General features: G+C 50.0%; 19 protein-coding genes. 13 read left to right on the top strand and 6 right to left on the bottom strand.

Translation table 11 applies throughout. From position 1 onward, the window contains the following. Nucleotides 1-52: 52 nt before the first annotated feature. Complete coding sequence (locus ACYVK4_RS17660; RefSeq protein ID WP_461128845.1) at nt 53-4090, bottom strand: hybrid sensor histidine kinase/response regulator transcription factor; 4038 nt, start codon at nt 4088-4090, stop codon at nt 53-55. Between the two features lie 233 nt (nt 4091-4323). Between ACYVK4_RS17660 and ACYVK4_RS17655 the strand changes: the two genes are divergently transcribed. The 5 genes from ACYVK4_RS17655 to ACYVK4_RS17635 all read left to right on the top strand — a co-directional run bounded on the left by ACYVK4_RS17655 (nt 4324) and on the right by ACYVK4_RS17635 (nt 9253). After that, the gene (locus ACYVK4_RS17655; protein ID WP_461128844.1) at nt 4324-4776 is read left to right on the top strand and encodes an SRPBCC family protein; all 453 of its coding nucleotides are present in this window, start codon (nt 4324-4326) and stop codon (nt 4774-4776) included. 205 nt (nt 4777-4981) lie between these two features. After that, nucleotides 4982-6226, top strand: a complete 1245-nt coding sequence (locus ACYVK4_RS17650; RefSeq protein WP_461128843.1) for a dicarboxylate/amino acid:cation symporter — start codon at nt 4982-4984, stop codon at nt 6224-6226. Nucleotides 6227-6324: 98 nt separating this feature from the next. Beyond that, complete coding sequence (locus tag ACYVK4_RS17645; protein ID WP_461128842.1) at nt 6325-6744, top strand: RDD family protein; 420 nt, start codon at nt 6325-6327, stop codon at nt 6742-6744. A gap of 176 nt (nt 6745-6920) precedes the next feature. Further along, nucleotides 6921-7835 (top strand): ABC transporter ATP-binding protein, encoded by a 915-nt coding sequence (locus tag ACYVK4_RS17640; RefSeq protein ID WP_461128841.1) that lies wholly within the window; start codon nt 6921-6923, stop codon nt 7833-7835. Between the two features lie 92 nt (nt 7836-7927). Then, nucleotides 7928-9253, top strand: a complete 1326-nt coding sequence (locus tag ACYVK4_RS17635; protein ID WP_461128840.1) for an ABC transporter permease — start codon at nt 7928-7930, stop codon at nt 9251-9253. Between the two features lie 109 nt (nt 9254-9362). Here the strand turns inward: ACYVK4_RS17635 and ACYVK4_RS17630 are convergent, their stop codons facing one another. The 3 genes from ACYVK4_RS17630 to ACYVK4_RS17620 form a co-directional block, all read right to left on the bottom strand. Further along, a complete protein-coding gene (locus tag ACYVK4_RS17630) occupies nt 9363-12311 on the bottom strand; it encodes a hypothetical protein (RefSeq protein WP_461128839.1) in 2949 nt (982 codons plus the stop codon). 116 nt (nt 12312-12427) lie between these two features. Continuing rightward, the gene (locus tag ACYVK4_RS17625) at nt 12428-13096 is read right to left on the bottom strand and encodes an outer membrane beta-barrel protein (protein WP_461128838.1); all 669 of its coding nucleotides are present in this window, start codon (nt 13094-13096) and stop codon (nt 12428-12430) included. 47 nt (nt 13097-13143) lie between these two features. Continuing rightward, the gene (locus tag ACYVK4_RS17620; RefSeq protein ID WP_461128837.1) at nt 13144-14574 is read right to left on the bottom strand and encodes an aldehyde dehydrogenase family protein; all 1431 of its coding nucleotides are present in this window, start codon (nt 14572-14574) and stop codon (nt 13144-13146) included. Between the two features lie 132 nt (nt 14575-14706). On the opposite strand from ACYVK4_RS17620, the gene ACYVK4_RS17615 reads away from it, so the two are divergent. The 8 genes from ACYVK4_RS17615 to ACYVK4_RS17580 all read left to right on the top strand — a co-directional run bounded on the left by ACYVK4_RS17615 (nt 14707) and on the right by ACYVK4_RS17580 (nt 24964). Next, the gene (locus ACYVK4_RS17615) at nt 14707-15909 is read left to right on the top strand and encodes a helix-turn-helix domain-containing protein (RefSeq protein WP_461128836.1); all 1203 of its coding nucleotides are present in this window, start codon (nt 14707-14709) and stop codon (nt 15907-15909) included. Between the two features lie 287 nt (nt 15910-16196). After that, the gene (gene truA, locus ACYVK4_RS17610; protein ID WP_461128835.1) at nt 16197-16982 is read left to right on the top strand and encodes a tRNA pseudouridine(38-40) synthase TruA; all 786 of its coding nucleotides are present in this window, start codon (nt 16197-16199) and stop codon (nt 16980-16982) included. 107 nt (nt 16983-17089) lie between these two features. Next, complete coding sequence (locus ACYVK4_RS17605) at nt 17090-17695, top strand: nucleotidyltransferase family protein (protein WP_461128834.1); 606 nt, start codon at nt 17090-17092, stop codon at nt 17693-17695. A gap of 72 nt (nt 17696-17767) precedes the next feature. Beyond that, complete coding sequence (locus ACYVK4_RS17600; RefSeq protein ID WP_461128833.1) at nt 17768-18343, top strand: DinB family protein; 576 nt, start codon at nt 17768-17770, stop codon at nt 18341-18343. A gap of 24 nt (nt 18344-18367) precedes the next feature. Then, a complete protein-coding gene (locus ACYVK4_RS17595) occupies nt 18368-20689 on the top strand; it encodes a glycoside hydrolase family 65 protein (protein WP_461128832.1) in 2322 nt (773 codons plus the stop codon). 36 nt (nt 20690-20725) lie between these two features. Beyond that, complete coding sequence (locus ACYVK4_RS17590) at nt 20726-21838, top strand: hypothetical protein (RefSeq protein WP_461128831.1); 1113 nt, start codon at nt 20726-20728, stop codon at nt 21836-21838. Then, a complete protein-coding gene (locus tag ACYVK4_RS17585) occupies nt 21795-24296 on the top strand; it encodes a hypothetical protein (RefSeq protein WP_461128830.1) in 2502 nt (833 codons plus the stop codon). Before ACYVK4_RS17590 ends, ACYVK4_RS17585 begins: the two co-directional genes overlap by 44 nt. A gap of 11 nt (nt 24297-24307) precedes the next feature. Further along, nucleotides 24308-24964: a class I SAM-dependent methyltransferase gene (locus tag ACYVK4_RS17580; protein WP_461128829.1), complete on the top strand. Its 657-nt coding sequence runs from the start codon at nt 24308-24310 to the stop codon at nt 24962-24964. A 37-nt stretch (nt 24965-25001) separates the two neighbouring features. Here the strand turns inward: ACYVK4_RS17580 and ACYVK4_RS17575 are convergent, their stop codons facing one another. Together ACYVK4_RS17575 and ACYVK4_RS17570 are read right to left on the bottom strand one after the other, a co-directional pair. Next, nucleotides 25002-25742, bottom strand: a complete 741-nt coding sequence (locus ACYVK4_RS17575; RefSeq protein WP_461128828.1) for a hypothetical protein — start codon at nt 25740-25742, stop codon at nt 25002-25004. Nucleotides 25743-25769: 27 nt separating this feature from the next. Then, the gene (locus tag ACYVK4_RS17570; RefSeq protein ID WP_461128827.1) at nt 25770-26861 is read right to left on the bottom strand and encodes an AMP-binding protein; all 1092 of its coding nucleotides are present in this window, start codon (nt 26859-26861) and stop codon (nt 25770-25772) included. Nucleotides 26862-26865: the final 4 nt, after the last annotated feature.

Below are 26865 nucleotides of genomic sequence, written 5' to 3'. Positions count from 1 at the left end.
AAATAGATGCGTTAAAAATGAGGATTATTTTGCTGGAATTCCGCTTTGGCGCCTATCGGGTTATCTCCTGGCGGTTTTGTTCCACATAGTCGGAAGGGGTCATTAAGTAGTGCTCTTTAAATACTTTCGAGAAGTATGCCGGGGTATCAAAGCCCACCCGGTCGGCTACTTCCGATATAGATACCCCGGTTAGCAACAACTCTGCAGCACGTTTCAGACGAACGACCCGAATCAGTTCATTAGGCGTTAAACCGGTCATGGCTTTAACCTTTCGGTTAAGGTGCATCCGGCTCATACCAATGGCTGAAGCCAGAGGTTCAACCCCAAAAGTGGAATCATCGAGGTGGTTTTCAAGGAGCGCATAAATCCGGTTCATAAAATCATCTTCGGGCGCTTCGCTGGCGAGGGGTAGATAGCCTTCGCCCAGTAACTGAGTGCGGTAATATTGACGGGCCTGTTGCTGATGGGAAAGTCGGTTTCGGACACGACCCCGCAGCTCGTCGATCTGAAACGGTTTTGACAAGTAATCGTCGGCTCCGGCGGTTAATCCCTCGATTCGACTTTCGGCAGACACTTTGGCTGTCAAGAGCAGGATGGGAATATGACTGGTAACGGGATTCGTTTTCAACTGACGACATAGTTCGTAGCCGTTCAGTTCGGGCATAAGCACATCACTAATGATGAAATCAGGTCCGTTGGCAATGGCTGCTTCTACACCGGCTCTACCATTGCTTGCCCGCTGAACCCGCCACTCTGTTTGCAGGGTGTTTACAATAAAGTTAGCGATATCGTCATCGTCTTCAACAAGAAGTATGAGGGGAGACTTATCGTCCAATTGAGTATTCGTTACGTTTAGTTGCTCATAGCCGTGTATCGACGCATTACTCTTGCTGACCGGAGTGGCTATAAGATCGGCCCGGGCCTGCCGACAGGGTAACTCAACGGTAAAGGTTGTTCCGGCAGAGGGCGTACTCTCTACGGTAATTTTGCCCTGCATCATTTCAACAAGTTCTTTAACCAACGCCAGACCAATACCGGAACCACCAACGGAACGTTCGGTCATCGGGTCGGCCTGATAGAAGCGATTAAATATATGCGGTAGTTGATGTTCAGGAATGCCTGCCCCGGTGTTATAGACGGTCAGTCGAACCAGGTCTGTATGCGCTGCTGTCTCCAGAAGGGGTTCAATGGGCACCACTGACGTGGATACCGTAATCGTTCCGCGGTCATCTGTAAACTTCAACGCATTGGATAACAGGTTGGTCAGGATCTTTTCAATTTTATCCGGATCAAACCAGTAAAAAGGCTGGTTGAAATGATGTGACTGATGCAGCAGGATTTGTTTGCGCTGGGCTTCCTCCAGGAACACGGCGACTGTCCGTTTGATAAAATCGGGCAAGTTAGCTGGTGTAGGGGAAATGGTCAGATTGCCGGCATCCAGTTTAGCCAGGTCCAGCAATTCATTGATTAGCCGCAACAGTCGATTGGCATTTCTGTAAATAAGCGACAAGCGGCTGTAGTAGGGGGAGTCAACCGAATCATTTAAAACTTGCTCCAAGGGGCTTAAGATCAGCGTTAATGGTGTTCGGAACTCGTGCGTTATGTTAGAAAAGAACCTGGATTTTATCTCATCGAGGTGTTTCAACTGGATAGATTCCTGCTCTCGAAGCTCCATTCTGCTTTTCAAACGAATTCGGTTAATACGTACCCGCAGGAAAAGGATGATCGCTCCAACCATCAACAACGCATAGCCCATGTACGCCCACCAGGTGGCCCATAGGGGAGGAGCAATGACAATACGAAGCGAATGCGTATGTGGACTCCAAACACTCGATGTATTTGAGGCATTGACCACAAACGTATAGGTATTGGGTGGAAGATTGGTGTAGGTTGCCGTAGATTGATTGCCGCTGTAAACCCAGTCTTTGTCCAGGCCAATTAGTTTGTAACGATATTGGTTCTTATGGCTTTGGTTGAACTCAAGAGCCGCAAAATCTATAGAAATGAAGTTTTGCTCATGAGTCAATTCTATTTCAGTTGTTTCGTTGATGTCCAGATGAATAGGAGAGTCAGCCGTGTTCGCATCAACTGGCTGGTTGTTAATGCGCAGCGACGTAAGCGCAACAACTGGTTTTATAGAGTCTTCACTCACGCGCCGGGGGTTGAATGTGGTATACCCGTCCGTACCGCCGAAAATAAGCCGCCCATCGGGTAGGCTGACATCATGAAACTGTTTAAATTCTTCACCCGGCAACCCATCATCGGCCATGTAATTTCTGGCTTCAAAGGTTCGGGTATCAAATCGGCAGAGCCCCCTGTTGGTACTTAGCCATAAATGGCCATCGCCATCGGTACGAATGGCGTAAATAACATTATTGGAGAGAACCTGACCGACGGAAAACCGCTGAATTTTACCCGTCATTTTATCCAGCCGACAGAGGCCTTCTCCAAATGTTCCGATCCAAAGATACTTGTATTGAAGGGGGTCTTGAGCGAGACATAACAAGGCGTCACCGGGTAGGTTTTTGGCCGCATTATCGCCACTGTGCCAATGAATGAGTCGCCTGGTGGATAAATCGGCCCGCAGTAAGCCGTGGTTTTTTGTCGCCAGATAAATCCGTCCACCGTCAACGACCATGGCCATAATCTCATACGGGTGGTTTGACGGTAGGGACAAGGGGAATGCTGTAAACGTTTCCAAATCCGGATTATGCCGGACAACAGCCCGGTTATGCGGCCCTAGCAGCCCCCACAACTCCCCTTGAGCTCCCGTCGATAGGGCCGTCAGCCGAAATTCACCGTTGGGAAGCCAGCGGGATTCGATGCCTGTTGGAGAGACGGGCGTAAAGGATTTCTTAAAGGTGTTGTAGCGGTAGGGAACCGTTTGGGGGGTGGTGATCCAAAGGTTGCGCCGTCGGTCGAACTGATAGCGCATGTTGGCTGAAGACCCTTGTCGAATAACGGCCGGAATGGCGTCAATCGGGACACTAAGCTGCTGAGTCAGCCAATCGGTCTGGAAGTTTTGCCTGTAGGGCCAGGTTTGAAATGGCCGTTTATTCAAATCATATTTGATAACCCCATCCCCATTCAGGCCTATCCAAAGGACGTTTGTTCGGTCAACCAGTAGAGATAACGCGGTAAACCGGTTTAATTTAGACGGTTGTTCAGATAAGGATGCTGCCCCTGTTTGGTCGTTAGGGTCTGAGAGTAAGGATACCAGTCCCGACTGCTCGGTATAACGGCTCTGATTTATGTAGTCGACACCCCGGTAATCCCTGGTGAAAAGCGGAGTGGCATTGGGCGATCCGGGAACTGGTATTACCTGACGAACTCGCCCGTTAGCGGGTTCAAAAAGAGCGAAACGGCCGGGGAAGCCCAGCATCAACTCGCCATTCGAGCGTTCATGGAGCCCATAGACATCATTCTGAGGTAATCCCTGCGCTATTCGGAAACCAACAAAGTGCCCCGAGGCCGGATCAAATTTGAACAGCCCATCCCGAGCGGCCAGCCAAAGCTGGTTGTACCGGTCCAGCAACAGCGCCTGAATCGTTCGCTGGATCGTATCACCTTTCATCACCCAATGGTGGTTCGAAACGGTGCCGTTTGCATTCAGCCGAAAAAAGCCGTTCGTTTGTGTGGCCACCCATACATTGCCGGATTGGTCAGGCTGAATGCCGATAAGCTGGTCGCGGCCCAATGCCTTGCGAAAGGCAGCGGAATTAGAAATATGGGTAGCCTGCTCAGTAATGGGGTCAAATGAATCGATGTTATTGTTTTCTGTACGAAGCCACAGTTTGTTGTATTTGTCGGATTTAATTTCGTAAATACTACTGAATGACAGTGACTTAGTTTGTTGGGGTACATGGGTGTAGATGCGAAAATGAACCCCGTCGTAGCGGCAAAGTCCATCGCGGGTGGCTAACCAGATAAATCCACGGTGGTCCTGATGTAACGATTTGACAAACCCCTGTGGTAAACCATTCCGAACGGTAAGGTATTCGGGGTCAGGAGGGGCTGCATTGACTGATGAGGCCAGGCTGAACAGCCAAACCATCAACCAGCCTATGGAAGTTTTCTCAAACCGATTCATAATGAGTTTACCTTTTTGCCCGATCTGGTTTAAAAAAGTTATATCTAAACGGGAGAAACAATCCATTTTTTAACGTTGCTTTCTTTCAAAACTTTATAAATGCAATCAGTATGTATCAAATTAGAGCTAATGTTTACCGGCAAAAAGCTTCTTACAGTATATACACAGTGTAATTATAACAAACAGTCAGGTATTCGATACTTGTTTTTTTACTCTCTCTCCATTCGCTTATCATGCACATTGTCCTCGAAACACAAGTCGAACAGCCTTTATCAACTGTCTGGGCCGGCTTCGATCGTTCCCTTTTCAACCACCTCAGTCCACCCTTCCCCCCCGTAAACGTACTTCGCTTTGATGGATGTCTCAAAGGGGATATCGTGCATTTAGAATTGAATTTTCTTTTGTTCCGGCAGGACTGGATCAGCCTCATCGTCGACCAGCAAAGCACGAGTTCAGAAATCTACTTTATCGACCAGGGCACTAAACTTCCATTTTTTTTATCCTACTGGCAACATCGACATCGACTTCTGCGTTCGGCCGACAAAAATGGTGAACAAACGATAGTTGTTGATGATATTACGTTTCGAACTCCTTTTTTGCTTACTGATTATCTGTTTTACCCATTACTCTGGCTGCAATTTGCGTACCGAAAACCAATTTACAAGCGCGTGTTCAAGCGTAAATAATTTCATTTGTTGATTTAATCCACTGATTAAGTCGCATAATAGTGCATGATAGGTTAATATACAAATAATAGAGCGCTGGTTTACCTTCATCAAAGTGGGTATTTTGCTTAATCAGCTAAAATTCAGTAACAGCACAGAATCCTACTTTTTGAACTGCTCAGTTTCATTTACATTTGTCTTTATGGGTTCTTTTTAATCTCACTTCATGAAGCTACCGAATTTAACGACGCGTATTTTTCTGGGCATGGTGCTTGGTATTGCCATAGGCTATTTTTTTCCGGCAACTACTTCTGGTTTTTCAGGTACCGATCTAAATATTTTGTCCAAAATATTCCTTAGGCTCATCAAAATGATCATTGGGCCTTTGGTGTTTGCTACGCTGGTCGTCGGGATTGCCAAGCTGGGTGATTTCGGAACGGTCGGACGAATTGGTTTAAAGACGCTGGCCTATTTCTACTTCGCTACCATTCTGTCGTTGGTGGTTGGTCTGTTGGTGGTTAACATCATGAAACCCGGTGAAGTGATGAGTCTTCCTCTGCCTCCGGCTGGCACGGATACCGGCGTTGAAGTGCAGAAACTGACGTTTGAGAATTTCATCACCCATATTGTGCCAACGAGCTTCATCGACGCACTGGCTACGAACGAAATCCTGCAGATTGTTGTCTTCAGTATCTTTTTTGGGATTGCAGTTGGGTCGATCGGGCCGCAGGGCAAGATAATGATCAAGGCGCTGGATGCCCTGTCGCATGTAATGTTTAAAGTCACGAGCTATGTCATGGCCTTTGCCCCGTTTGGGGTATTGGGCGCCATTGCGGCCGTTGTTGCCCAACAGGGTTTAGGCATTCTGGCGGGCTACGCTTACCTGATACTGTGTTTTTTTGGCGGACTACTCTTCTTCGTTTTCGTTGTGCTGTCGGTCATTTGTCTGGTTGTTGGTATTCCTTATGTGGCCTTACTGAAAGAAGTGCGATCGGCTATTATTCTGTCGTTCAGTACGGCCAGTTCGGAGGCTTCGTTTCCCCAGACTATTGAAGCGTTGCGCCGTTTTGGCTGCTCCGAGCGAATTATCTCTTTTGTATTGCCGCTTGGCTATTCGTTCAATCTGGATGGCTCCATGCTGTACATGACTTTTGCCACGGCCTTCATTGCTCAGGCATATCATGTTCCGCTTAGTATTGAGCAGCAGATCACGATGATGCTGACCCTGATGATTACGTCAAAAGGCATTGCCGGTGTACCGCGTGCTTCGCTGGTCGTCATTGCCGGGACCATGTCCCTATTTAACCTGCCCATTGAAGGGCTCGCCTTGTTATTGGGTATTGATCAGGTACTCGACATGGGTCGCTCTGCTACGAGCGTGGCGGGTAATGCGGTAGCCACCTGTGTAATATCGAAGTGGGAGGGCGAGTTCAGGACGCAGCCCGTTGAAAATGACGAAGTTACCGCTTGATAAATCGTATTCTGTTTACGAAGTAGCGCATTGTTGTTTTGCTGATATGTGGTAAGTTAGAGGGCTATTATTACGTTCTACCTTAAACCCTTAAGCTTGTGCAACCTACTTACGCCCCCCTCAGTACGTATGTAAAGGCCAGTCCTCTACAGCGCTTTATTGCCTTGTTTATCGATGGTTTAGTCAGCTATATACCCTTTTGGCTGTTACTGTTTGTGTCATCGAGTCTGGCTATGGTTGGGTATATCATTGCGATCGGCTATCTGCTCACAAAAGATGCCCTGCCAGAAACGGGTGGCTTTTTAGGCGGTCAGAGTATCGGGAAAAAATTGATGGGTATTAAAGCCATCAAGGAAGAAACAGGAGGCAGTCTTGTCGGGGATTATGGTACGGCCATAACCCGGCAGGTGCCTTTGCTGATCCCCCTTTTTGGTATTGTCGATGCGCTGATGGTGTTTAGCGATGACCGGAAACGATTTGGCGATAAGTGGGCCAAAACCATTGTGATTAAGGCCTGATACCCCTTTTAAGTTAATCGTATTGGCCACAACCTTCTGGGTTGTGGCTTTTTTATTGCCGCCTATACAGCAGGTTGGCAGTTCATCCGTAAATTGATTGCCAATGCGTCTGGTATAGCCGTAGTTTGACCTACTACTTTACGCTGTACACTCCCTAAACTAACTGAATAGGATTGATGGAGAACATCCTCGAAACTCACCACATTATTAAGCAATACGCCGAACATCGGGCGTTGGACGATGTAAGCTTATCCGTTCCCAAAGGCTGTATTTTTGGCCTCCTGGGGCCCAATGGGGCCGGTAAAACGTCGCTCATACGCATTATTAACCAGATCACCGCCCCCGACTCAGGTGAAGTTATCCTAAACGGAGAGCACCTGAATCCAAACCATATCAAACAAATCGGGTACCTGCCCGAAGAACGTGGGCTCTACAAAAAAATGAAGGTTGGGGAGCAGCTGCTGTACCTGGCTCAGTTGAAGGGGCTGAGTGAAAAGCAGGCCATGGAAAAACTAAAGATCTGGTTTGTTAAGTTTGATATAAAAGCGTGGTGGTCCAAAAATGTTGAAGACCTGTCAAAAGGCATGCAGCAAAAGGTTCAGTTTGTCGCCACCGTTATGCACGAGCCGGATCTCATTATCCTGGATGAACCCTTCTCGGGTTTCGACCCCATCAACGCCAACCTGATCAAAGACGAAATTCTGGAATTACGGGATAAAGGTAAAACGATCATCTTTTCGACCCACCGGATGGAGTCAGTGGAGGAGCTTTGCGATTACATTGCGCTCATTAACCGTTCTCATAAAGTGCTTGACGGAGCCAAACGGGCCATTAAAGAGCAGTTTAAAACCCACACCTACCACGTCGAATACCAGGGTGAACTCGCTGCATTACCCACGGCATTTGATATCCTGGAAACCCGCCCCACTGATGATGGTTTCTATAGGGCCGATATTCGCATTCCCCCCGATGCGGCTGTAAACGATCTCATCCGCTATCTGCTTGACCGGGTTGCCGTCAGGGCCTTTGGCGAGAATATTCCCAGCATGAACGACATCTTTATCAAAGCAGTAGGCGAAACTAATGACTAAAAGGGCGAATGAGAAAAACTGTCGTTGGCCGTCAACGTGGCTTTTCTCTTCCTGCTCTCCTGGTCTTTCATCCTTTCACTCCTGAAAAAAATATGAACACAATACTTCTAATCATCAAGCGCGAATACATGGTTCGGGTGCGCAAAAAGTCGTTTATTATCATGACGATTTTGGGGCCAGTATTAATTTTTGGTTTTTACGCCATCATAGGCTGGGCCGCTGTCAGCTCCATCAACCAGAAGAAAATTTCCATCATTGATGAAAGTGGCCGGTTTGTCAATCAGTTCAAAAATGATGATGAAACCGTATATTCCTACCCAAAGCAATCGCTGGCAGCGGCCAAAAAATCTTTTGTAAAAGATGGCTATAACGCACTCGTTTTTATTCCCGAAAATGTGATCGAAAAGCCAAAAACGGTGCAAATCTTCTCGGAGAAAAGCGTCAGTCTGGCACTGCAAAGCAATATTGAGCGGGCTATTTCCAAAGAAATTGAAAACATCAAACTGGAACAGGCAGGTATTACCCAAAAAGTAATACAGGATGCCAAAGTGAATGTGGATGCCCAGACCATCAGCCTGAGTGATGAAGGCGAAAAGAGTAATAACGGTATTGCTACCACCATCATCAGCGGCTTTTGCGCCTTACTAATCTACATATCGGTCCTAATTTACGGCACACAGGTGATGCGGGGGGTAATGGAAGAAAAAACCAATCGCATTGTCGAAGTGATCATCTCCTCGGTGAAACCGTTTCAATTGATGCTGGGTAAAATTATCGGCGTAGCGCTGGTTGGTCTGACCCAGTTCATGCTCTGGATCGTGTTGACGATTGGGTTGATGACCCTCGGCTCAAAATTAGTCAGCCAGCCCAAAGAAACGGCGCAGTCGGCCATGTCGGCCCGGATGAATGGCATGCCGGGAGGGCAGGAGGTACAAAGCAAAATGGCAACGGCCAAAAATCCCGTTGCCGATGTGATGGCGGCTATTGAAACACTCAATCTGCCGCTCATCGTTTCCTGCTTTCTGTTCTATTTTTTGGGGGGGTATCTACTTTATAGTGCGCTGTTCGGCGCAGTGGGGGCGGCTGTTGATAACGAGACCGAAACGCAGCAGTTTATGTTTCCCATTATGATGCCCATTATTGCGGCCATTGCTTTTGCCCAGATTGCCGTTCGTGACCCCGATGGTCCGCTGGCCTTCTGGACATCCATGATTCCCTTTACCTCGCCAGTAGTGATGATGGTCCGAATCCCTTTTGGCGTACCGGCCTGGGAGCTGGCTTTGTCGATGATTCTTTTGGTGCTGGGCTTCGTTGGCACCACCTGGCTGGCCGCCCGAATCTACCGCGTCGGTATCCTGATGTACGGCAAAAAAGTCTCTTTCCGCGAACTGTCGAAATGGGTGTTTTATAAGGGGTAAGCAATAAGTAGTAAGTTGCCAAGTAGTAAGTTGGTAAGTAGCTGAAGCGAGGGTAATACCTGCGTCAGCCACTTACCAACTTACTACTTGGCAACTTACTACTTATTACCTAAAACCCAATGTCTATTACTAGTGGCTGAACCAGCCATTGCCCGCTGGTCAGGTTGTAAATAGTCCGGAATCCGGCTTCGAGAGGGGTACGAAACCGAAGGGCGTTGAAAACAAATGATACATCCAGACCAGCAGTCTGATAAGAACGTCGTTGGACATCATAACCCCGCAGTCGATTGTAAACATCGCGAATTTCGACTGTTGAGTTTCCGTTGGCGACATCATAAAAACCTCCGGCCTTGATTCGCTGTACATAAAGCCACCGGCCCAGCGACCAATGCGTGTCGGCCAGGGGCAAACGGTATTCCACACTGCCCGCTTTAATCTGGTCGTCACTTACGTACAATTGCCCTCGTGGGTAAAACACCACCGGGCTAAAACGGTAACTTCCCCGAGACTGTTCCTGATACCCCGCTCTGAAACGCAGGGAGTGGTGTTTGCCTAATCCCGGGAAAAATGCGTTGGCCTGAACCCCCCACTGCTCACCCGTAAGCTTCCCGCCAAAGGGAGTCGTTCGGTAGGTGGCCGAAAGGGTCTGACCCCAGCGGGGGGCCACGTCGCGCTTGCTCTGTCGGAGAATATGCGAATAACTTGCCCCAAACGTTATGGCATTCAACGCTCCCGCAGCGCCTACTTCAGTAACATACCGAAACGGTAAATCATAGCCCGTAACCTGCAGGTAGTTGTAGTAAGCCGATAGGTTTAAACCCTGTATATATTTTGACTGGGTGAACTGTAAAGGTAGCCTGAAGCCAGCCGTTAGCTGATTGTATTGCCACTCATCGGTGCGCAGGCTATCGGCGGGGGCTACTTTGTCAACGTAGAGTGAGGTTCGTCGGTTGCCTGTCTGGAAGCTCAGATCAAAAACCGGGTAAAGCCCCTGATAACTCAGTAGGGCGTAAGCATTCCCGGTCCGCTCCGTCTGGTTATAGGTATAGCCCACGCTGACCTGTGTCGTGCTTAATAAATCCTGCGAATTTAATCCTACTGACAGAGCCTGGCTGCTGCTGCTTACCGTAGGCCCCCAGCTATACACGTTCAGTGCATTGGCGAAACGACGAAAGCGGGTAGGGGCCACAGAATCTAGAACCGGCAACGAATCGCTTAGGGCCAGACGACCCTGAGCCGCTCCTGGCTCCAGTGTGGGCAGGTTGCCGAAATAACGGACGGGCACTTCTTTCGCTGGCTCTGACAGTGGTTTCCAGTTTTCCGGCGTCATGGGCATACTGGCAATTCGATAACCAGTGGCCGTATAATCTTCGAAAGCCAATTGTGAACCTGATGGTGAAATGGTGGCATGGTAGGCCGCCAGGGGGCGGGAGGTAACCTGAACGACCTGTCTGGAACGGGTGTCAAGGGCAAAAATATTATCGATGCCCGAACGGGGCGAATTGTAAAAGACATAGTTTCCCCAGGGCTGTGGATGACTGATATTTTCATTGGCCCAGGGAAGTAAGTCTGTTATTACGCCGTTCTCTGAGTCAATAGACTGAATGGTTTTTTGCCTGTCTTTCTGGGCTATCGTGACAATCGTCCGGTTATCGTCTTTCCAGCGAGGGTGCTGGTAAAAGTCGTTTTTCGGATTCGGTATTGTTTTCAATACCTTGCCTGAATTGGCATCGAGGATTTGTAGATTGGTTTTCAACCGGTCCGTGTTATCGACTACCACAAGTTTCCGGTTGTCGGGCGAAATGGCAACGGTCGTATAGCGGGCACGGTGCGTCAACCGGGTAAGGGCATGCGTTTTGAGATCGAGCAGGCGGATATTCGAGTAGATGCGTTGTCCCCAGCGTGGGTCATACCCAAACTCAATCCAGCAGGCCTTTGTGGCAGAAGCAGACAACAGCCCAGGGTCGTTCGGGAACCCCTGTACGAAAACTGTTTTCTCCTGGCCGTTTTTATCCAGAATAACCAGCCGGGGCGTGTCGCCCAGGCCCGTCTTCACGCAGAGTACCGTTGAGTCAGTTAGAAATTGCGGGTGCTCAAAGTTGGTGAACACCGGCCGTTTCGATACCTGTTTTTCGAACCTGACCGGAAAGTTAACCGCGGGTGTGATAGCTATTCCGGCCTGTTGTTTCTGCCAGGTCTCAAGGAGGTCGTCCATCGTCTTCCGATACATGTCTTCGGTTCTGAGGGTCGTTTCTTGCTTTATGCTTGCCGAGAAAGCGAATGGCCAGGGGAAACGGTGGTAGTTGCGATCAAGTACCCGGCTCCAGACATCAGGGCCGTAAGTTCGTTTCAGGTAGGTCGTTAAAAAATAACCCAGTTTGTAATGGTTCGGCACGTTGTCGCGGTAGGAGCCCCCCACCGCTTTCTGGTAGTCGAATCGAAACCGGGGTAATTCGGTACTGGCCAGTAAATTGGCCCGCATATCCAGATCGAAATTGGGAATACGCCCGCGCCCGCTGTTGCTTAGCAGGGTTTCATTGCTCACCGCATCACCCTCGGCAAACCAGTCCGGGACGGTAAAAAGAGCTAGCTGTAAACCCATATTGCCCAACAGCGAGTAAAGCGTTTTGCCGTAGCCCTGTAACGCCTTATCGTTCTGAACAACGTGCCGATATTCATGAACGGCCAACAGGTCGATCCAGTTTTGGGTCCCCGCCAAGGTGGGGTCCTGGGGTGTCACGGCGAAAAATTCGGACCGGCGCGGAAACAGGGAAACAAAGCCATTGCTGTTAGTGGTCTGGTTTTGCAGCAGCACGGAAATACGCCGGGGGCGACTTTGGAGCGAAGCGCTAGCCGGTTCATACAAGCTTTCAAGCCGTTTCGCGGTGCGTTGGGCGGTCGAGTCAAAGCCTTTCGGATAGATAACCCGAAAATGCGGGGTTGTGAGCCGATACCAACGCAGACTGGAAGGATTTTGATCAAGTACGGGTAGCGTCTGGGCAATAGCCAGAGGACCAGCAACCAAGAGTAAGGCTAGGAGAAACTGTCGTTGTAACATGCGGTAACCAATATACAAGGTTTTGATTAAAAACGACCTGTTCGTTGAAGACAGAGCGTTTTTGACTGGTTACCACTCAGTAATAATGTAGTATGCGCAAGCTGAAACGTTTTCACTTAAAAGGTAATACCCATTAGAAGAGCAATATGTTGAAATTGAACACGAGGATTGTAGACAGGAACATCCGTTGCAAACGATTGGCTGTTGAGGTAACGCTCGTAACGTAGTAAAACAGGGATACTTACTTTTTTGATACGAAAACGGGTACCAATACTCCCCAGGACGCTCATTGCGGATTTATTGGATAGACCATACGTGTAGGTATACCCACCAGTAGTATAGTCACAGAAGTCGCAGGGTATCTGAATCGTATAAGACCCGCTGACGGCCTGGTTATACCCAACGCCGATGTCAAAAAATGGAGATACGCTGGATGTAAGAAAGTAGTACCGATACAATAAAGGGATCTTGATGGAGGAGATATTAAAATTCAGCTGATTCCAATACTTCGAGGTTGTCTTGCCATAGCTGACGCTTGCCCAGGAAGGCTGCAAATGAAGGGAAGACCGTTGACTGAATGGATAAAACACATCCAGTCCAGCCGTCAGATTCGTTTGGGGGGCTAGAAATGTCTGCTGATTGTCGAACAGGATGGGTGTTGTGCGATTGATACCACCAAACACGCCGACCCCCAAACGATGGGAACCTGAGCTATTTCCGCTCTGAGCGTGCAAATGGCTTGACATCAGTACAATAAAAACGAACCCAAGATACAATAGTCTCATTATCTATACTTGTTTTGGGTGGAGTGATCTACTGAACATCAACGTTATCAGAAATATTTTACAACCAGATTAATAAGCTTTTTTACCTTATCGGTATAGGGGGGGTATATGAATTTCATGGTACCGAACTCCCGTTGCATGACTCCGCGTTGGTTGGAAAATTCCTGGAAACTGAAGTAGCCATTCGATTTGCCCAAACCGCTGTTGTTAACACCCCCAAACGGTAATTCGACGTTGCCGAACTGCAATAACGTATCGTTGATCACCGTGTCGCCCGCTGAGCTGCGGTCCAGGATGTATTGTATTGTTTTGCGGTTTCGGCTATGAATGTAGAGGGCAAGCGGTTTTTCCCGCTGGTTTACAATCGCCAGTGCGTCGTCAAGATCCGTATAGGTAAGCACGGGTAATAGTGGCCCAAAAATTTCATCCTGCATGACCCGCATATTATCCGTCACCTGCTCAAGAATCGTTGGTTCCACGAAGTTTTTATCGGCATTCATACTGCCGCCATGAACAATGGTTGCTCCTTTACTGACGGCATCGTCCAGCAGTTCCCTGATGCGGGCGAAGTGCTGATTGTTTACGATGCGGGCGTAACTGTCTGACTCTTCTACGGGTTTGCCATCCGGGCTGTACATACCCGTCATGGTATTGCGAAGGGTCTTGATGAACGTCTCCTTGATCGACGCATGAACCAGCAGATAATCGGGTGCAATACAGGTTTGTCCATTATTCAGGCATTTGCCCCAGGCCAGTTGTCCGGCGGCCTGTTTAATATCGGCCGATTCGTCAACGATAGCGGGCGATTTGCCCCCTAGTTCCAGCGTGACGGAGGCCAGATGTTTGGCCGCAGCCGTCATGACTACCCGACCAACAGCCGGACTGCCGGTGAAAAAGATATGATTGAACGGCAGCTCCAGCAGAGCTTTGGAAACATCGGCATCGCCTTCAAAAACCGTTACTTCCTCGGGTGGAAACAGCTCTGTAATCATCCGTTTTATAAGCCCTGCCGTATGGGGCGTTAGCTCCGACGGCTTCAGAATGGCCACATTCCCGGCTGCCAGGGCCGATACCAGCGGCCGAATGGTAAGGACAAACGGATAATTCCAGGGTGCAATGATCAGGACATTCCCTTTGGGCTCGTGCAACAACTGACTTTTCGTACCCACGAGCGATAAGGTTGTTGGCAGCGACTGGGGCTTCATCCAGCCTTTCAAATGTTTGATCGTATGTTTGATCTCGGCGTTCAGCGCCATCAGTTCACCAAGCATGACTTCTGCCGATGGCTTTTTAAAGTCATCGTACATGGCTCGCTGAATATCAAGCTCATGCGTTGTCACCCAGGCTTGAATTCGCCGAATTCGTTCAAGGCGCTGCTCACTGGTTGTCAGTGCCATCTGCTGCGCGTTTCGGCGCTGCGCTTCAAACGCAGCCCGAAAGGTGTCGGCTACTTTGGATTCCGTGGGTGAAATAGTCATGTGAAGTGTCGGTTCTGTAAACGAGTCAAAATAATGTCTTAAAAATACAAAAAAGTGACGCGAACGCCGTGGGTTGGCATTTAAAACATGAATCGTTTATCTTAGCTGAAACTTTAGTAAACCCAAATCTGGATGACGCTCGTCAGTGACAACATCCGCTACCTGCGCAAACTCAATGGTCTGACACAGGAGCAGTTTTCTCGAAAAATAAACATAAAGCGTTCGTTGTTAGGAGCCTACGAAGAAGGTCGTGCCAATCCGAACGGGCAAAATATACAGGCAATTGCCAAAGCCTTTAACACAACCGTTGAGCTGCTTACCCGGCAGGACCTTCGTAAACTTCGCGAAACGCCAAATCTTAGTATTCCGCTTGGGCAGCCAGCCAAAGCCGCTGAACTCCGATCGCCTGTAATCCGGACCGATGGCAAGATCAACCCGGATGAGGACGATCCGTTTCAGCATCCCGACTTTCCGGATATATTTGCTTCCTCTGGATTGGCACAACCGGAACCACCGGCACCCGAGCCTCAACCGCTCGCTTCGGTCCTGAACAAGTATTACCGAACCCAGGAAGAGAGTCGCCCGGCACCGGTTCCACCAGTGATAACGCCCCCGGTCAGGCCCGGTCAGGCAATGAATGAGCGGCCCCAGCCCACGGCCCCAGCAGCTCATACACCCGAACGCAACCGGTCATCGCTCGATGAGTTGTTCAGCTCACAGCCCGAGCCCCGAATGGCACCACCCGCCCCAAAGCCAGCCGCTGATTTGTTGACCTTTAACAATGTCTATGAAGGCGCGGGCGGTGCTGCCAGGACACACGCATCCAGTCAGCCAGTAGCACCCACCATTCCTGTTGTCATGCACCGTCAGTTTGGGGAGTATAGCCAACGTTATCAGCAGACTGACTTTCTGAATCGCCTGCCCGCCATGCAGTTGCCTACCTTGCCCGAAGGCCATTACCGGGCTTTCGAAGCGGGTGATGATTTTGTTTTTCCTGGTGCTTTGTTAGTGGGAAAATTCATTCGGAACTGGTTCGATATTGCCGACGGAAAGCTGTACGTACTGCTCATCCAACCCCAGCGACATGATCCATCGAACGGCAACGGGGCTGGTATTTTCTGCCGTCGGGTATACAATCAGGTGAAAGTGAAAGGTACGCTGCTCTTAACCGCCGACCGGGCCGAGATTCCCAATCGGGAAGTGTCCCTGAAAGACGTGCTCGAAGTTTGGGAAATTGCGGCCTTCGTGAGCCAGCAGCTTCCTCCGCCCGCGCCTAATACCGAGCGTCTGAAGCAGTTGGTTGATGAACTACGGTTTGAAATAGAACGAATTTGATTTACCTGTGCTGATGAAGAAGGACCGTTCCCTTATGTTTTAGTGAATTTACAAATCCATGAAAACTCTATCAACTTTCAATCAGTTAAGATGGGGCAAGTAATAAATTGATTAGTCGTGTAGAAACCGGCATAAGGGCTGGTTTTGGGCGATGAATCAATGGGTTTTACTGCATAGGGTTTCGTTCCTTTCTCTTTTTAAGCGGGGGCTTTGGATGCAGGCGTTTTCCTGCAACCGGAGCCCCTTACCATTTTGGAAGGCCAATTAATCCTATTTTTGCCCGACTTATGCGGTATTTTATTCATTTGGCATATAAGGGCACGGCTTATCACGGCTGGCAACGACAGCCTAACGGCCTGAGCGTTCAGGAAGTACTTGAAAATGCGCTCTCTACCGTTTTGCGCCAGCCCATCACCATTGTAGGCAGTGGCCGAACGGACGCAGGGGTACATGCGGGTGAGCAATTCGCTCATTTCGACATAGAGACGCCGTTACCCGTAAATTTGCTTCGTTCCCTGAACAGTATGATTCCTGCTGATATTGCGGTCTATGACTGTTTCCCTGTTCGGCCCGACGATCATGCCCGCTTTACAGCCATATTCCGCTATTACCAATACCAGATCAGCCGCCGAAAAGACCCCTTTCGGAACGAACTGGTGTATGTGTTTACCCCGCCGTTGTCTCTTGACAAGATGAATGAAGCGGCTGAGCGTTTATTGCACCACACCGATTTTGAAAGCTTCAGCAAAGTTAAGACCGATGTGAAGACGTTTAACTGCCAGATCGAGAAGGCGTTTTGGGAACAGAAACCCAATGGTGATCTGGTCTTTCATATTAAAGCCAACCGGTTTCTGCATGGTATGGTCCGGGCGCTTGTTGGTACCCTGATTGCCGTTGGGCAAGAGCGGTTGAGTGTAGCCGACTTCGAACGGATCATTCTGGCCCGGGACCGAAAGCAGGCCGGGCGGGCGGCACCGGCGGATGGGCTTTCGTTGGTTGAAGTGGGCTATCCGGCTGAGGTATTCGCTGAAAGAAGCCGCGACATTGAATTCTTGTCATTTCTCAGGCATTAATGAGGTATATTTAGTTTTAGATAAACGGGGTTAAAAAGCCACATGATCGCCAGTCGATTTTGTCTCGTATCCCGCTTCGTGCATACATTTTTTAAATAAGCATCTTCTTGAAAATCGGAACTATCATATTGGCCGCTGGCGATTCGTCTCGAATGGGGGGCGAACCCAAGCAGCTTATTCATTATAAAGGTCAAACCCTTTTGCGTCGGGTGACTGAAAGTGCGCTGGCATTGCAGCGAGGACCCGTTGTTGTCGTGTTGGGAGCTAATCGTGCCCAGGTGGTGCCTGAACTGGACGGCTTGCCCATTACTATGGTCGATAATTCGAGCTGGCCGACAGGGCAGGCTTCTTCTTTAAAAACAGGCTTGGCGGCTCTATATCTGACAAAAAAAGACATCGAATCGGTACTAGTCCTTCATGTCGATCAGCCACTTGTTTCGGTAGGTCTGCTGCTGCATATTCTGGATGTATTCCATGAAGAAAACAAAGGCATAGTTGCCTGTCGGTACGATACCCAGCTTAGCGTACCGGCCCTTTTTCATACGCGTTATATCCCCGAACTCTCGCAACTTCAGGGCGACAAAGGGGTAAAATGGGTCATAGGCCGTCACCGCGACGATTGCACCGAAGTGCCTTTTGAAGCGGGGGCCATCGACCTGGACTCTAAACGCGATCTTGAACTGTTCCAGCAGGTTGCGACACATATGCAGTAGTCCCAAAAATCGAAAATACACCCTGTTTTACTACTTTGCGTTTCTACGCGTGTGTCTATCCCATTTGTCACTATGCATAAACTAGCCGCAGCCCACGATCTTCAGGATCGAATCAGGGTCATACTTGATACGGTACAAAAAGAGTTTTCGCCGTTGACCGAGGAGCAGCTTCGCTGGAAACCCGCGCCCGATAAATGGAGTATTGTTGAATGTCTGCAACACCTTAACCTGGCTGAGCGTTTCTATATTCGTAACCTGCAACACAAAGTCGAAAAACTCGGACTCGTCCAGACGAACCCCACCAATCAGGTGCTGGAAAGCGATTGGGTGGGGAAAGCATTCCTGTTTGCGGTTGACCCTCAGACAAAACTGAAGCTGCCTGCGCCGGGTACCATACGCCCCCGGCGGGCTGCCGACCTGATGCCAGTTGATGTGATGAATCAATTTATTGAGCTGCAAACGCTGCTGCATTCGCTGCTGGACAAGGCGGTTTATCTCGACTGGAACCAGGATAAATTGATGTCGCTGTTTGGAAATTGGTTAAAAATCAGGTTGGGTGATGCTGTCCGAATGCTGGTTGCCCATAGTGAACGCCACCTGGGGCAGGCGATGCGAGTCAAATTGGAAATGGATACCTTTGCGAAGTAAGATTAGTCTACAATTATTTGTTGAATGAAAAATTATATAACTCAGGACCCCTGGAACATCGTTGAGGAAGGCTTTTTTAGGGACTATAACGAAATTACCGAAAGTGTGATGTCGCTCGGCAATGGCCGACTTGGTCAGCGGGGTAATTTCGAGGAGAAATTTACCGGTAAAAGTCTTCAGGGTAACTACATTGCCGGGGTCTATTATCCCGATAAAACACGGGTCGGCTGGTGGAAAAATGGCTATCCGGAATATTTTGCCAAAGTATTGAATGCTGCCAACTGGATTGGTATCGATATAGATATTGACTACGAATCACTCGACTTAAATCATTGCGAGGTTCGCGATTTTCGTCGGGTGTTGAACATGCAGGAGGGATACCTCGAACGTTCGTTCGTAGCTGTGCTCAAGAGCGGCAAGGAAATACAGGTGAACGCCAAACGGTTTTGCTCTATTGTCGACGATGAGGCTGGTGCCATTCGGTATTCGATCAAACCGCTGAATTTTGATGATAAGATCACGATTACCCCGTATATAAATGGCGACATTCGGAATCGGGATGCTAACTACGACGAGACGTTTTGGGATGAGGTTCGGAAAGAAACGGGCTATGGCGAAGCGTACATTGAACTTCGTACCCGCAAAACGGGCTTCCACGTTGCCTCGGGCATGTGCGTCGAGATTGAGCAGGATGGGGCGAAAGTAGACTACCAGTCGCAGCCGCTCAAGTATGAGAAGTATGTGGCCAACCGGATCACGCTCGATTGCCGGAAAGGACAGGAAACGGTCATCTACAAGTACGCCGTCAACCTGTCGTCGCTCAACTACGACTCGGATACCATCATGAAGGATGCGCATCAATACATCCAGCGTATTACCCGGAAGGGTTACGAAAAAATGCTGTTCGAGCAAAAACAGGCATGGGCCGACAAGTGGAAAACCAACGACATCATTATTGATGGAGATGTGGCGGCTCAGCAGGGTATCCGGTTTAATATTTTCCAGTTGAATCAGACCTATACCGGCGAAGACGAGCGGTTGAACATTGGCCCGAAAGGGTTTACCGGCGAGAAATACGGCGGGTCGACCTATTGGGATACGGAAGCTTATTGCCTGCCTTTTTACCTCGCCACCGCCGATCAGAAAGTAGCAAAAAATCTGCTGGTTTACCGTTACAAGCAACTCGGAAAAGCCATTGAGAATGCGCAGAAACTTGGTTTTCGGGCCGGGGCCGCGCTGTATCCAATGGTGACCATGAACGGCGAAGAGTGCCATAACGAATGGGAGATCACCTTCGAGGAAATCCACCGCAACGGAGCCATCGCCTACGCCATTTACGATTATGTTCGGTATACGGGCGATGAGCAGTACCTGGTCGAGTACGGGCTGGAAGTGCTTGTTGCCATCAGCCGATTCTGGAGCCAGCGTGTGAACTGGTCCAAGGCGAAAGAACAGTATGTGATGCTGGGCGTTACAGGACCCAACGAGTACGAAAACAACGTCAACAACAACTGGTATACCAATTACATTGCTGCCTGGACACTCCGCTACACCATCGAAGCGGTGGCCAAAGTGAAGGCACTGGATGCCGAAAAGTACGCCGACCTGATTGACCGGATTCACTTCCGCGAAGAGAAGGAATTGGCAACGGCGCGGCAGATTGTGGAGAAAATGTACCTCCCCGCTGATGCCGAACTGGGCGTTTTCCTGCAACAGGAAGGTTTTCTGGACAAAGACCTGATGCCGGTTTCGGATATTCCGAAAGGACAGCGACCCATTAACCAGAACTGGTCGTGGGACCGGATTCTAAGGTCCTGCTTCATTAAACAGGCCGACGTGTTGCAAGGCCTGTACTTCTTTGAAGACGAGTTCGATACGGATACGCTCAAACGAAACTTCGACTTTTATGAGCCGATGACGGTGCACGAATCGTCACTTTCTCCCTGCGTTCACTCCATTCAGGCGTCGAAGCTGGGCTTGAAAGAAAAAGCGTACGAGATGTATCTCCGCACGGCACGGCTCGACCTCGACGATTATAACAACGATACCGAAGATGGTTGCCATATTACCAGTATGGCGGGTACCTGGCTGGCCGTGGTGAAAGGGTTTGGCGGACTTCGTATTGAAAACGAGCGGGTTGTTCTTAACCCCTACTGCCCTGATAACTGGCAGTCGCTGGCGTTTAAAATTCGTTTCAGGGGTGCCTTGTTGCAGGTAACGACCACCCAGCAGGACGTAACGGTGCAAAATTTCTCCGGACAGCCCGTAACGATCACCTTGCTGGGCAAGGACGTAATCGTAAAAGGAGAGAGTCAGAAAACCGTGAGTATGAAGGTTGCCGCTTAAGATCCTTATCACCGGATAGGTTGAATGGCCCCTTCCATGAATAACCTAACAATAGTCCAACAACCCGATCAGACACGGAAGGCAATTGCCCGTGTTTGGTCGGGTTGTTTGCTCTTGTATTGTGCGCTGATCGCAGGCTGCCACTCAACAGAGCGTGATACAAGTGGTACTCAAACGGGGGAGGGGCCTCACCAGATAACGCCCGCTTTCTATCATTGGAAATCGACGTTTGACCCCGGTCATTCAGAACTTGAACAGCTGAAAGGTCTCAAAATCCAGAAGCTGTATATTCATTTTTTTGATGTTGACTGGGATAATCGTGCCCGGCGCCCCGGCCCAAAGGCGTTGGTGACCTTTCGAAAAAAGCCCGTTGGGGATGTTGTTCCAGTTGTTTTTATCACCAACCGAACGCTGCTGAACATGACTCCGGCTGGCTTATCGGAGCTGGCCACCCATGTCACAGGGGCAATCAAACGGATTAGTCAACAAAATGGGATTGTGTTGCGTGAAGTTCAATTCGATTGCGACTGGAGCCCCCGTACTCGTGACCGCTATTTTCGACTGCTCACGCTGCTGGCCAAACAGCTTGATTGCCCGCTATCGGCAACGATCCGGCTGCACCAAATTAAATATACCGATCAAACGGGGGTTCCGCCCGTAGCGAGAGGGATGCTGATGCTCTATAATGTGGCCGACTGGAAGCGGGTCGATACCCGGAATTCGATTTATGATTCTGACGTCGCCAATCAGTATCTCTCGTTCGTATCGACCTATCCGTTAGCACTCGATGTGGTGCTGCCCCTGTTTCGCTGGACGGTCGTTTATCGAAGCAATCGATTTCTGACATTCATCAACTCGCTGGATCGTAAGGCGTTAAAATCCAGTAGTTTTTTGGCTGCGCAAGCGGATAGTATGCGGTTTGTGTCCATGCGCGACACCATTGCCTGGGGGCTGGCTATTCGACGGGGAGACTTGTTTCGGGCCGAAGCGGTTACGGCTCAGACGTTGTTGCAGGAAAAAGAAAGGCTGCTGCGCCAGATTCACAATCCACAACTTACATTTGCCGTTTACCACCTCGATTCAACTGTACTTTCTGCCTATCCCCGTGAAACGCTTCAAACACTTCTGGGCGACCGACCGCGTCCGTAAACCTGCCTTATTCCTTGCCATTCTTATTGGATTTGCCTGCGGCCCTTCGTTCGACCCCAATGAGTTCATGAGTTTTTTTATGCCGGAAGCGGGAACTAACCAACCGGGCGACAGCCGATATTTCTTTACCCCTCAGTTGTATAATGAAGCTGACGGATACGATGATTATGCGGAAAATCCGGCTCCGGTTGTCGACGAAAACATAACTGCATGGGCAGCCTATACCGGAGGTAACCTCTCCGACACGCTGGTTAGCCGGGCAGTTTATGATGAACAGCCCAGAGCCGTTCGCTTGCTGAATCTGGCACTGACTGCCCGGAAACCAGCCGCCATCAAGTACCTGAATTTTGCCTGGCTTGCCGACAACGGACAAGGGAATCCGTGGGACCCAAACGCCACCCAGGCCGACAGCGCCCAACTGCCCGGCTTGCTGGCCGATGCCCAAAACGGGTATAAGGCGACCAGTGATTTGTTTTTGAAAGAGCGGTACGGCTTTCAGGCGGTCAAGCTTGCCAGCGAGCAGGGCAATTTTGAACAGGCGCAGCAACTTTACGATCAGTTGGTAAAGCCCTTAGCGTCTAAAACCTTCGTAAGTGACTGGGCCTTGTGCCGTCGGGCGGGGGCAACCCTGGCACTGGGCGATACGGCACTGGCTATTTATGAATTTGCGCAGGTGTTTGACCGATGCCCGTCGCGCCGGAAAGCGGCTGAAACGAGTTTGCGTAAATACGGGATTCAGTTCCGGGAAAAAGCCCTCGATTATGCTACAACAGACCGTGAGCGGGCTGCCGTGTATGCGCTTTGTGCCATTCAGCCGGGTATTCCATTGGGTGGCAAAAGTGCCCTTGAGATGCTCCGCGAAATTGTCCGGCTGACACCAGCAAATCCATTGATCGAACTGATCATGGCCCGGGAGATCAATCGGAATGAATATTACTTCTTCATGACCGATGCTGAGTACCTCCAGTCCAATTTGAGCGAAACGCCCGATACAACTGGGTTCGTCAACAGGAAAAGTGAAGCCCCCTCTTATTTTGACCAACTGCGGTCATTCGCCCTGGAGTCAGCAGAAAATAAGTCGATGAACGACCCTGCATTCTGGTATACCGCCACGGCTTATCTGGACTATATCGGCCATGACTACAAAGATGCTCAGCTTCATCTGGACCTGGCAGACAAGGCAGCAACTACCAACACCGAATTGAAAAAACAGATCGCCGTTCAGCGGATGCTGTTGCTGGCGGCTGAAACGGAAGCCATCACCCCCGAAACGGAAACACGATTAATTGAATATCTGGAAGCCTTCGACAGTACCGGAAATTTCAGGCTCAACAACGCTTTTACGACCGTCTGCAAACAGTTTGCCGATCTATACCAACACAAAACTCAGCCCAAAGGTGGGGGATGGCTTTCGGGCTGCAGCCGGTCGAAAACGGAGCCAACGGATGGAGTTGGTTTAGCCAAATCGTATTTGATGACGGTGCTGACCACCCAGCCCGGCGCAGGTACGTACTTCGCCAGCACCGCCAACCCGGAAATGATTGAAGACACCGTTACGTCGGCGACGATTCAGCAAACGATTGCCTACGTCACGCAGCCCACCTTAACTGCCTTCGACAAGCGATTAATACAGTTGGCCGCCGTGAAGAATGAAGACCTGTATCTGTTGCTCGGGCGTCGCCTGATGATGGAGCATCAGTATGCAAAGGCTGCCGAAGCATTTGCCAAAGTAAATCCCAAACGCTGGCAGAGTGAACCCTTTACGGTGTATTTCCAGACAAACCCATTTTCGATTAAAATGCCTCGTTTGGTCGCAAGGGATAAAACAAGTTCGGAAAATGGTAATCTAAATTTTGCGGCAGAATCGAGGGTTAACCCATACACACCCGCTCAGTTTGCTCAACGCATGGCCGATCTGGAGAAACAAGTGAGCACAGCCACTGGCGATAAAGCCGCTGAGTTATACTATCAACTGGGCTGTGGGGCCTGGAACATGAGCTGGTACGGCAACGCCTGGCTCGTGACAAAGTCATACTGGAGTGCGGGTGAACCACCGGTTTATGACATGCCATCGAACCCGGTTGATAAACAGAAACGCATCGATCTGGTGATGAATACCGATTATTACACAACTACTCGGGCCCGGTCGTATTTTGACAAATCGGCGAAACTGGCCCAAACCCCCGCTATTGCTGACCGGTCGGCCTACATGGCGGCCCGTTGTGAAGCTCATGCCTTTTCGGTGCGGCAGTCCATTGAGCAGGTTCGCAATGGGTACATCTATGAAGAAGATTCAACGTTTGTCCTGAATATGCGGGCACTTCGAAAAGCCAGTTATGCAAGTGCCTATGTTGATTTCTATAAAAACCACCGACGCGGGCTTTTTAATAAAGAAATGATTCGGGAGTGTGCCATGTACAAGGATTTTCTGTCCTTTGGTGAGCAAACGGCCGACTAAATACAAAGTATATGGGCGTTAAACCACCTCCCGGCGGAAACTTCAACTGGATTGCGCCCCTATATGATGGCCTTGCGTTCGTCGTTTTCGGACACCAACTCAAGCGGGCGCAAATAGCCTATCTGAACCGAATACCAGTCGGAGCCTCGGTACTTATCGTTGGCGGAGGAACCGGCTGGTTATTAGAGCAGGTTTTGCGGCATTGCCAGCCAGGACAGGTCGTTTACCTCGAAACGTCGGCTCAAATGGTGGCCAGGGCCAGTCAGCGAATCCTCAAGAAAATGGTGCCGGGTTCGGTCGACTTCAGGGTTGGAGATGAACACAGGCTACGGCCGGGCGAGCAGTTTGACGTGATCATGACGCCCTTTGTGCTGGATCTTTTTTCGGAATCAACCTTGCTTGACCAGTTCATTCCCTCCTTATTGACTACCCTCAACCCAACCGGCCTTTGGAGCGTAACGGACTTCGTGAACCCACCGAGTGCATGGCAGAAAGCGCTCCTTTGGTTTATGATTCGATTTTTTCGGCTAACAGCAGGCATTGAGGCCAGAAAACTTGTCGATTGGCAGCAGTGCCTCAACAAGTCAGGTTTGCGGTCAATGGATCGCCAGAGCCGGGTAGGGGGTATGGTTTCGGCCGAGGTGTGGTGCCGAGGGCAAAACCCCTGAACCGTCGTTCTAATTTCCTGAATACCTACGCCAGCCGCTACAACTCCCGAAACATCTTGCTAACGGCACGGTAGGTACTGATGTCATACCACTCGTCTGTTCCCAGGTTCAACCATTGCCCGTCACGTTTCGGGCGTTTTAGCTCGGCGTCGTCCGGGTCGTAATCGTAATTATACACTTGGCTCATCACGTGTTGCAAGGTCGACCAGGGGAGTGTCTTACTCTGCTCACGCCGATTTTCGACTCTGACGATCTTAACCGAGCGTTCAACAAAAGAGGCCGTCAATCGGAGTTCAAGCTCGTTTGGCTGTCCATTGAGATCCAGGTAGATCAGGTCGAATGGCCGTTCACGACCCATGGCTTCGTAGGTAGCCTGAATCAGTTCCTGCATTAAATATTGCCAGTCGTCGGGTTTGGCGGGTTGTCCGCTGGCTTTATTTCCGCTTTCGGTTTCCAGGGTAATATCCCAGAAATCGTCGTCTTCTCCCAGTTCGTCCTCATTGATGGGCTGCCACCGTGTTTTTCGAACCAGGTTACCAATGGCTTCCCACCACGCTTTGGGCAGCCGACCCGACCAGGCGTAGTCGTCATCCCGGGTGTAACCCTCCGCAATCAGTTCGTCGTCGTCAATGTCGTCGCGGTCAGGATACGTAATGGCAAGATCTATCTGCAGGGCATTGGCAGCCACAGTCTGTATGCTCAGGGTATAAAAGTAAGAATAGGGCGCAGGGAGCGAACGGGCCGTCTGGTAGCGAATCTGAAGACTTTTGAAGGACATAAAACGTCAGTTAACAAGGCTGTAAAGTTAGTGTATTTGCGCCACTGTCGCCTTCTGGTCAACCTTACCGGTATTCGTTTCTATAAATTGTGTAGCAACCAGCACCTCTTTCGGAACGGCATAGGGCCCCAACGCTTCGCGGACAGCGTCCTGAATGCGTTGCCACAGCCGGTCAGTCAGTGATTGCTTCTCAATAATTAATGCCAGTCGATGCCCAAGACGCTCATCGGGTAAACCCGTTACGAAAAGTCGAGGTGCCGGCTGTTCAGCGTAGGCATCCTCCTTTGCGAGTGTGGTCTGGATGATCAACTCAATCGGTTCAGGCTGTATCTTGACGCCCCCGCTGTTGATGATGCGGTCGGCCCGGCCCAGTAAGCGAAAGCCAGCTTGTTTGCCAGTTGGGTTATCAACAAGCTGAACGACATCATTCGTCTGAATCCGTTCAAAATTAGTAGCCGCTGAAGTTATGTGAAGGCATCCCCGTTCGTCGATACCAAGCTCGACGCCCGGCAGGGCAGTAAACAAGTCGCTGGCCTCGGGACCATTTAGCCTTCGGAGGGCAATATGCGACACCGTCTCTGTCATCCCGTAAGTGGCAAAAACGGGTGCGCTGATCTGCTGGATTGCTTTTTCGAGTGCCGGGCTCGTAGCCGCTCCTCCCACCAGAATGGCTTTCATGGTATTCAGCAGGGGTAATTTGTCGACGTGTTGTGCCAGAATGGTTTGCAGTTGAAGAGGGACGAGAGCCGTAAAAGAAAACGAGTCACGGGCGTCATCAACGCTTGCCAGTGGATTGCCGGACGGCTCAATAATTGTCATGGGTAATCGTAGTTCCAACCCCCGAACGAGCATCATGATTCCCGCTACATACCGGATGTTCAAACAGACAAGTGCTTTGTCGCCTGCCTGTAAACCCAGTGTCTGCCCGGTAAGGTGGGCGCTGGCACTCATTTGCGCACGGGTTAGCTGAATAGGTTTGGGCGTTCCTGTAGACCCGGAAGTATGCAAGGTGAACGTTTGTTGACCGCTCAGCCAGTTTCGAAGAAACGTTAGGGCATCGGCCTCATAAGTCGTTCGGGGCTCGGGCCAGGAGTCTGGGTGAGCAGGGTCAATAAACATACAC

This window comes from Spirosoma aerophilum (genome assembly GCF_054782495.1).
This window is presented reverse-complemented; position numbering and strand designations above follow the sequence as displayed.

What these genes read in the sequence shown, in the direction of transcription:
- ACYVK4_RS17660 (WP_461128845.1), bottom strand. Translation starts at nt 4,090, where the DNA reads ATGAATCGGTTTGAGAAAACTTCCATAGGCTGGTTGATGGTTTGGCTG.
- ACYVK4_RS17655 (WP_461128844.1), top strand. Translation starts at nt 4,324, where the DNA reads ATGCACATTGTCCTCGAAACACAAGTCGAACAGCCTTTATCAACTGTC.
- ACYVK4_RS17650 (WP_461128843.1), top strand. Translation starts at nt 4,982, where the DNA reads ATGAAGCTACCGAATTTAACGACGCGTATTTTTCTGGGCATGGTGCTT.
- ACYVK4_RS17640 (WP_461128841.1), top strand. Translation starts at nt 6,921, where the DNA reads ATGGAGAACATCCTCGAAACTCACCACATTATTAAGCAATACGCCGAA.
- ACYVK4_RS17635 (WP_461128840.1), top strand. Translation starts at nt 7,928, where the DNA reads ATGAACACAATACTTCTAATCATCAAGCGCGAATACATGGTTCGGGTG.
- ACYVK4_RS17630 (WP_461128839.1), bottom strand. Translation starts at nt 12,311, where the DNA reads ATGTTACAACGACAGTTTCTCCTAGCCTTACTCTTGGTTGCTGGTCCT.
- ACYVK4_RS17625 (WP_461128838.1), bottom strand. Translation starts at nt 13,096, where the DNA reads ATGAGACTATTGTATCTTGGGTTCGTTTTTATTGTACTGATGTCAAGC.
- ACYVK4_RS17620 (WP_461128837.1), bottom strand. Translation starts at nt 14,574, where the DNA reads ATGACTATTTCACCCACGGAATCCAAAGTAGCCGACACCTTTCGGGCT.
- ACYVK4_RS17615 (WP_461128836.1), top strand. Translation starts at nt 14,707, where the DNA reads ATGACGCTCGTCAGTGACAACATCCGCTACCTGCGCAAACTCAATGGT.
- truA (WP_461128835.1), top strand. Translation starts at nt 16,197, where the DNA reads ATGCGGTATTTTATTCATTTGGCATATAAGGGCACGGCTTATCACGGC.
- ACYVK4_RS17600 (WP_461128833.1), top strand. Translation starts at nt 17,768, where the DNA reads ATGCATAAACTAGCCGCAGCCCACGATCTTCAGGATCGAATCAGGGTC.
- ACYVK4_RS17595 (WP_461128832.1), top strand. Translation starts at nt 18,368, where the DNA reads ATGAAAAATTATATAACTCAGGACCCCTGGAACATCGTTGAGGAAGGC.
- ACYVK4_RS17590 (WP_461128831.1), top strand. Translation starts at nt 20,726, where the DNA reads ATGAATAACCTAACAATAGTCCAACAACCCGATCAGACACGGAAGGCA.
- ACYVK4_RS17580 (WP_461128829.1), top strand. Translation starts at nt 24,308, where the DNA reads ATGGGCGTTAAACCACCTCCCGGCGGAAACTTCAACTGGATTGCGCCC.
- ACYVK4_RS17575 (WP_461128828.1), bottom strand. Translation starts at nt 25,742, where the DNA reads ATGTCCTTCAAAAGTCTTCAGATTCGCTACCAGACGGCCCGTTCGCTC.
- ACYVK4_RS17570 (WP_461128827.1), bottom strand. Translation starts at nt 26,861, where the DNA reads ATGTTTATTGACCCTGCTCACCCAGACTCCTGGCCCGAGCCCCGAACG.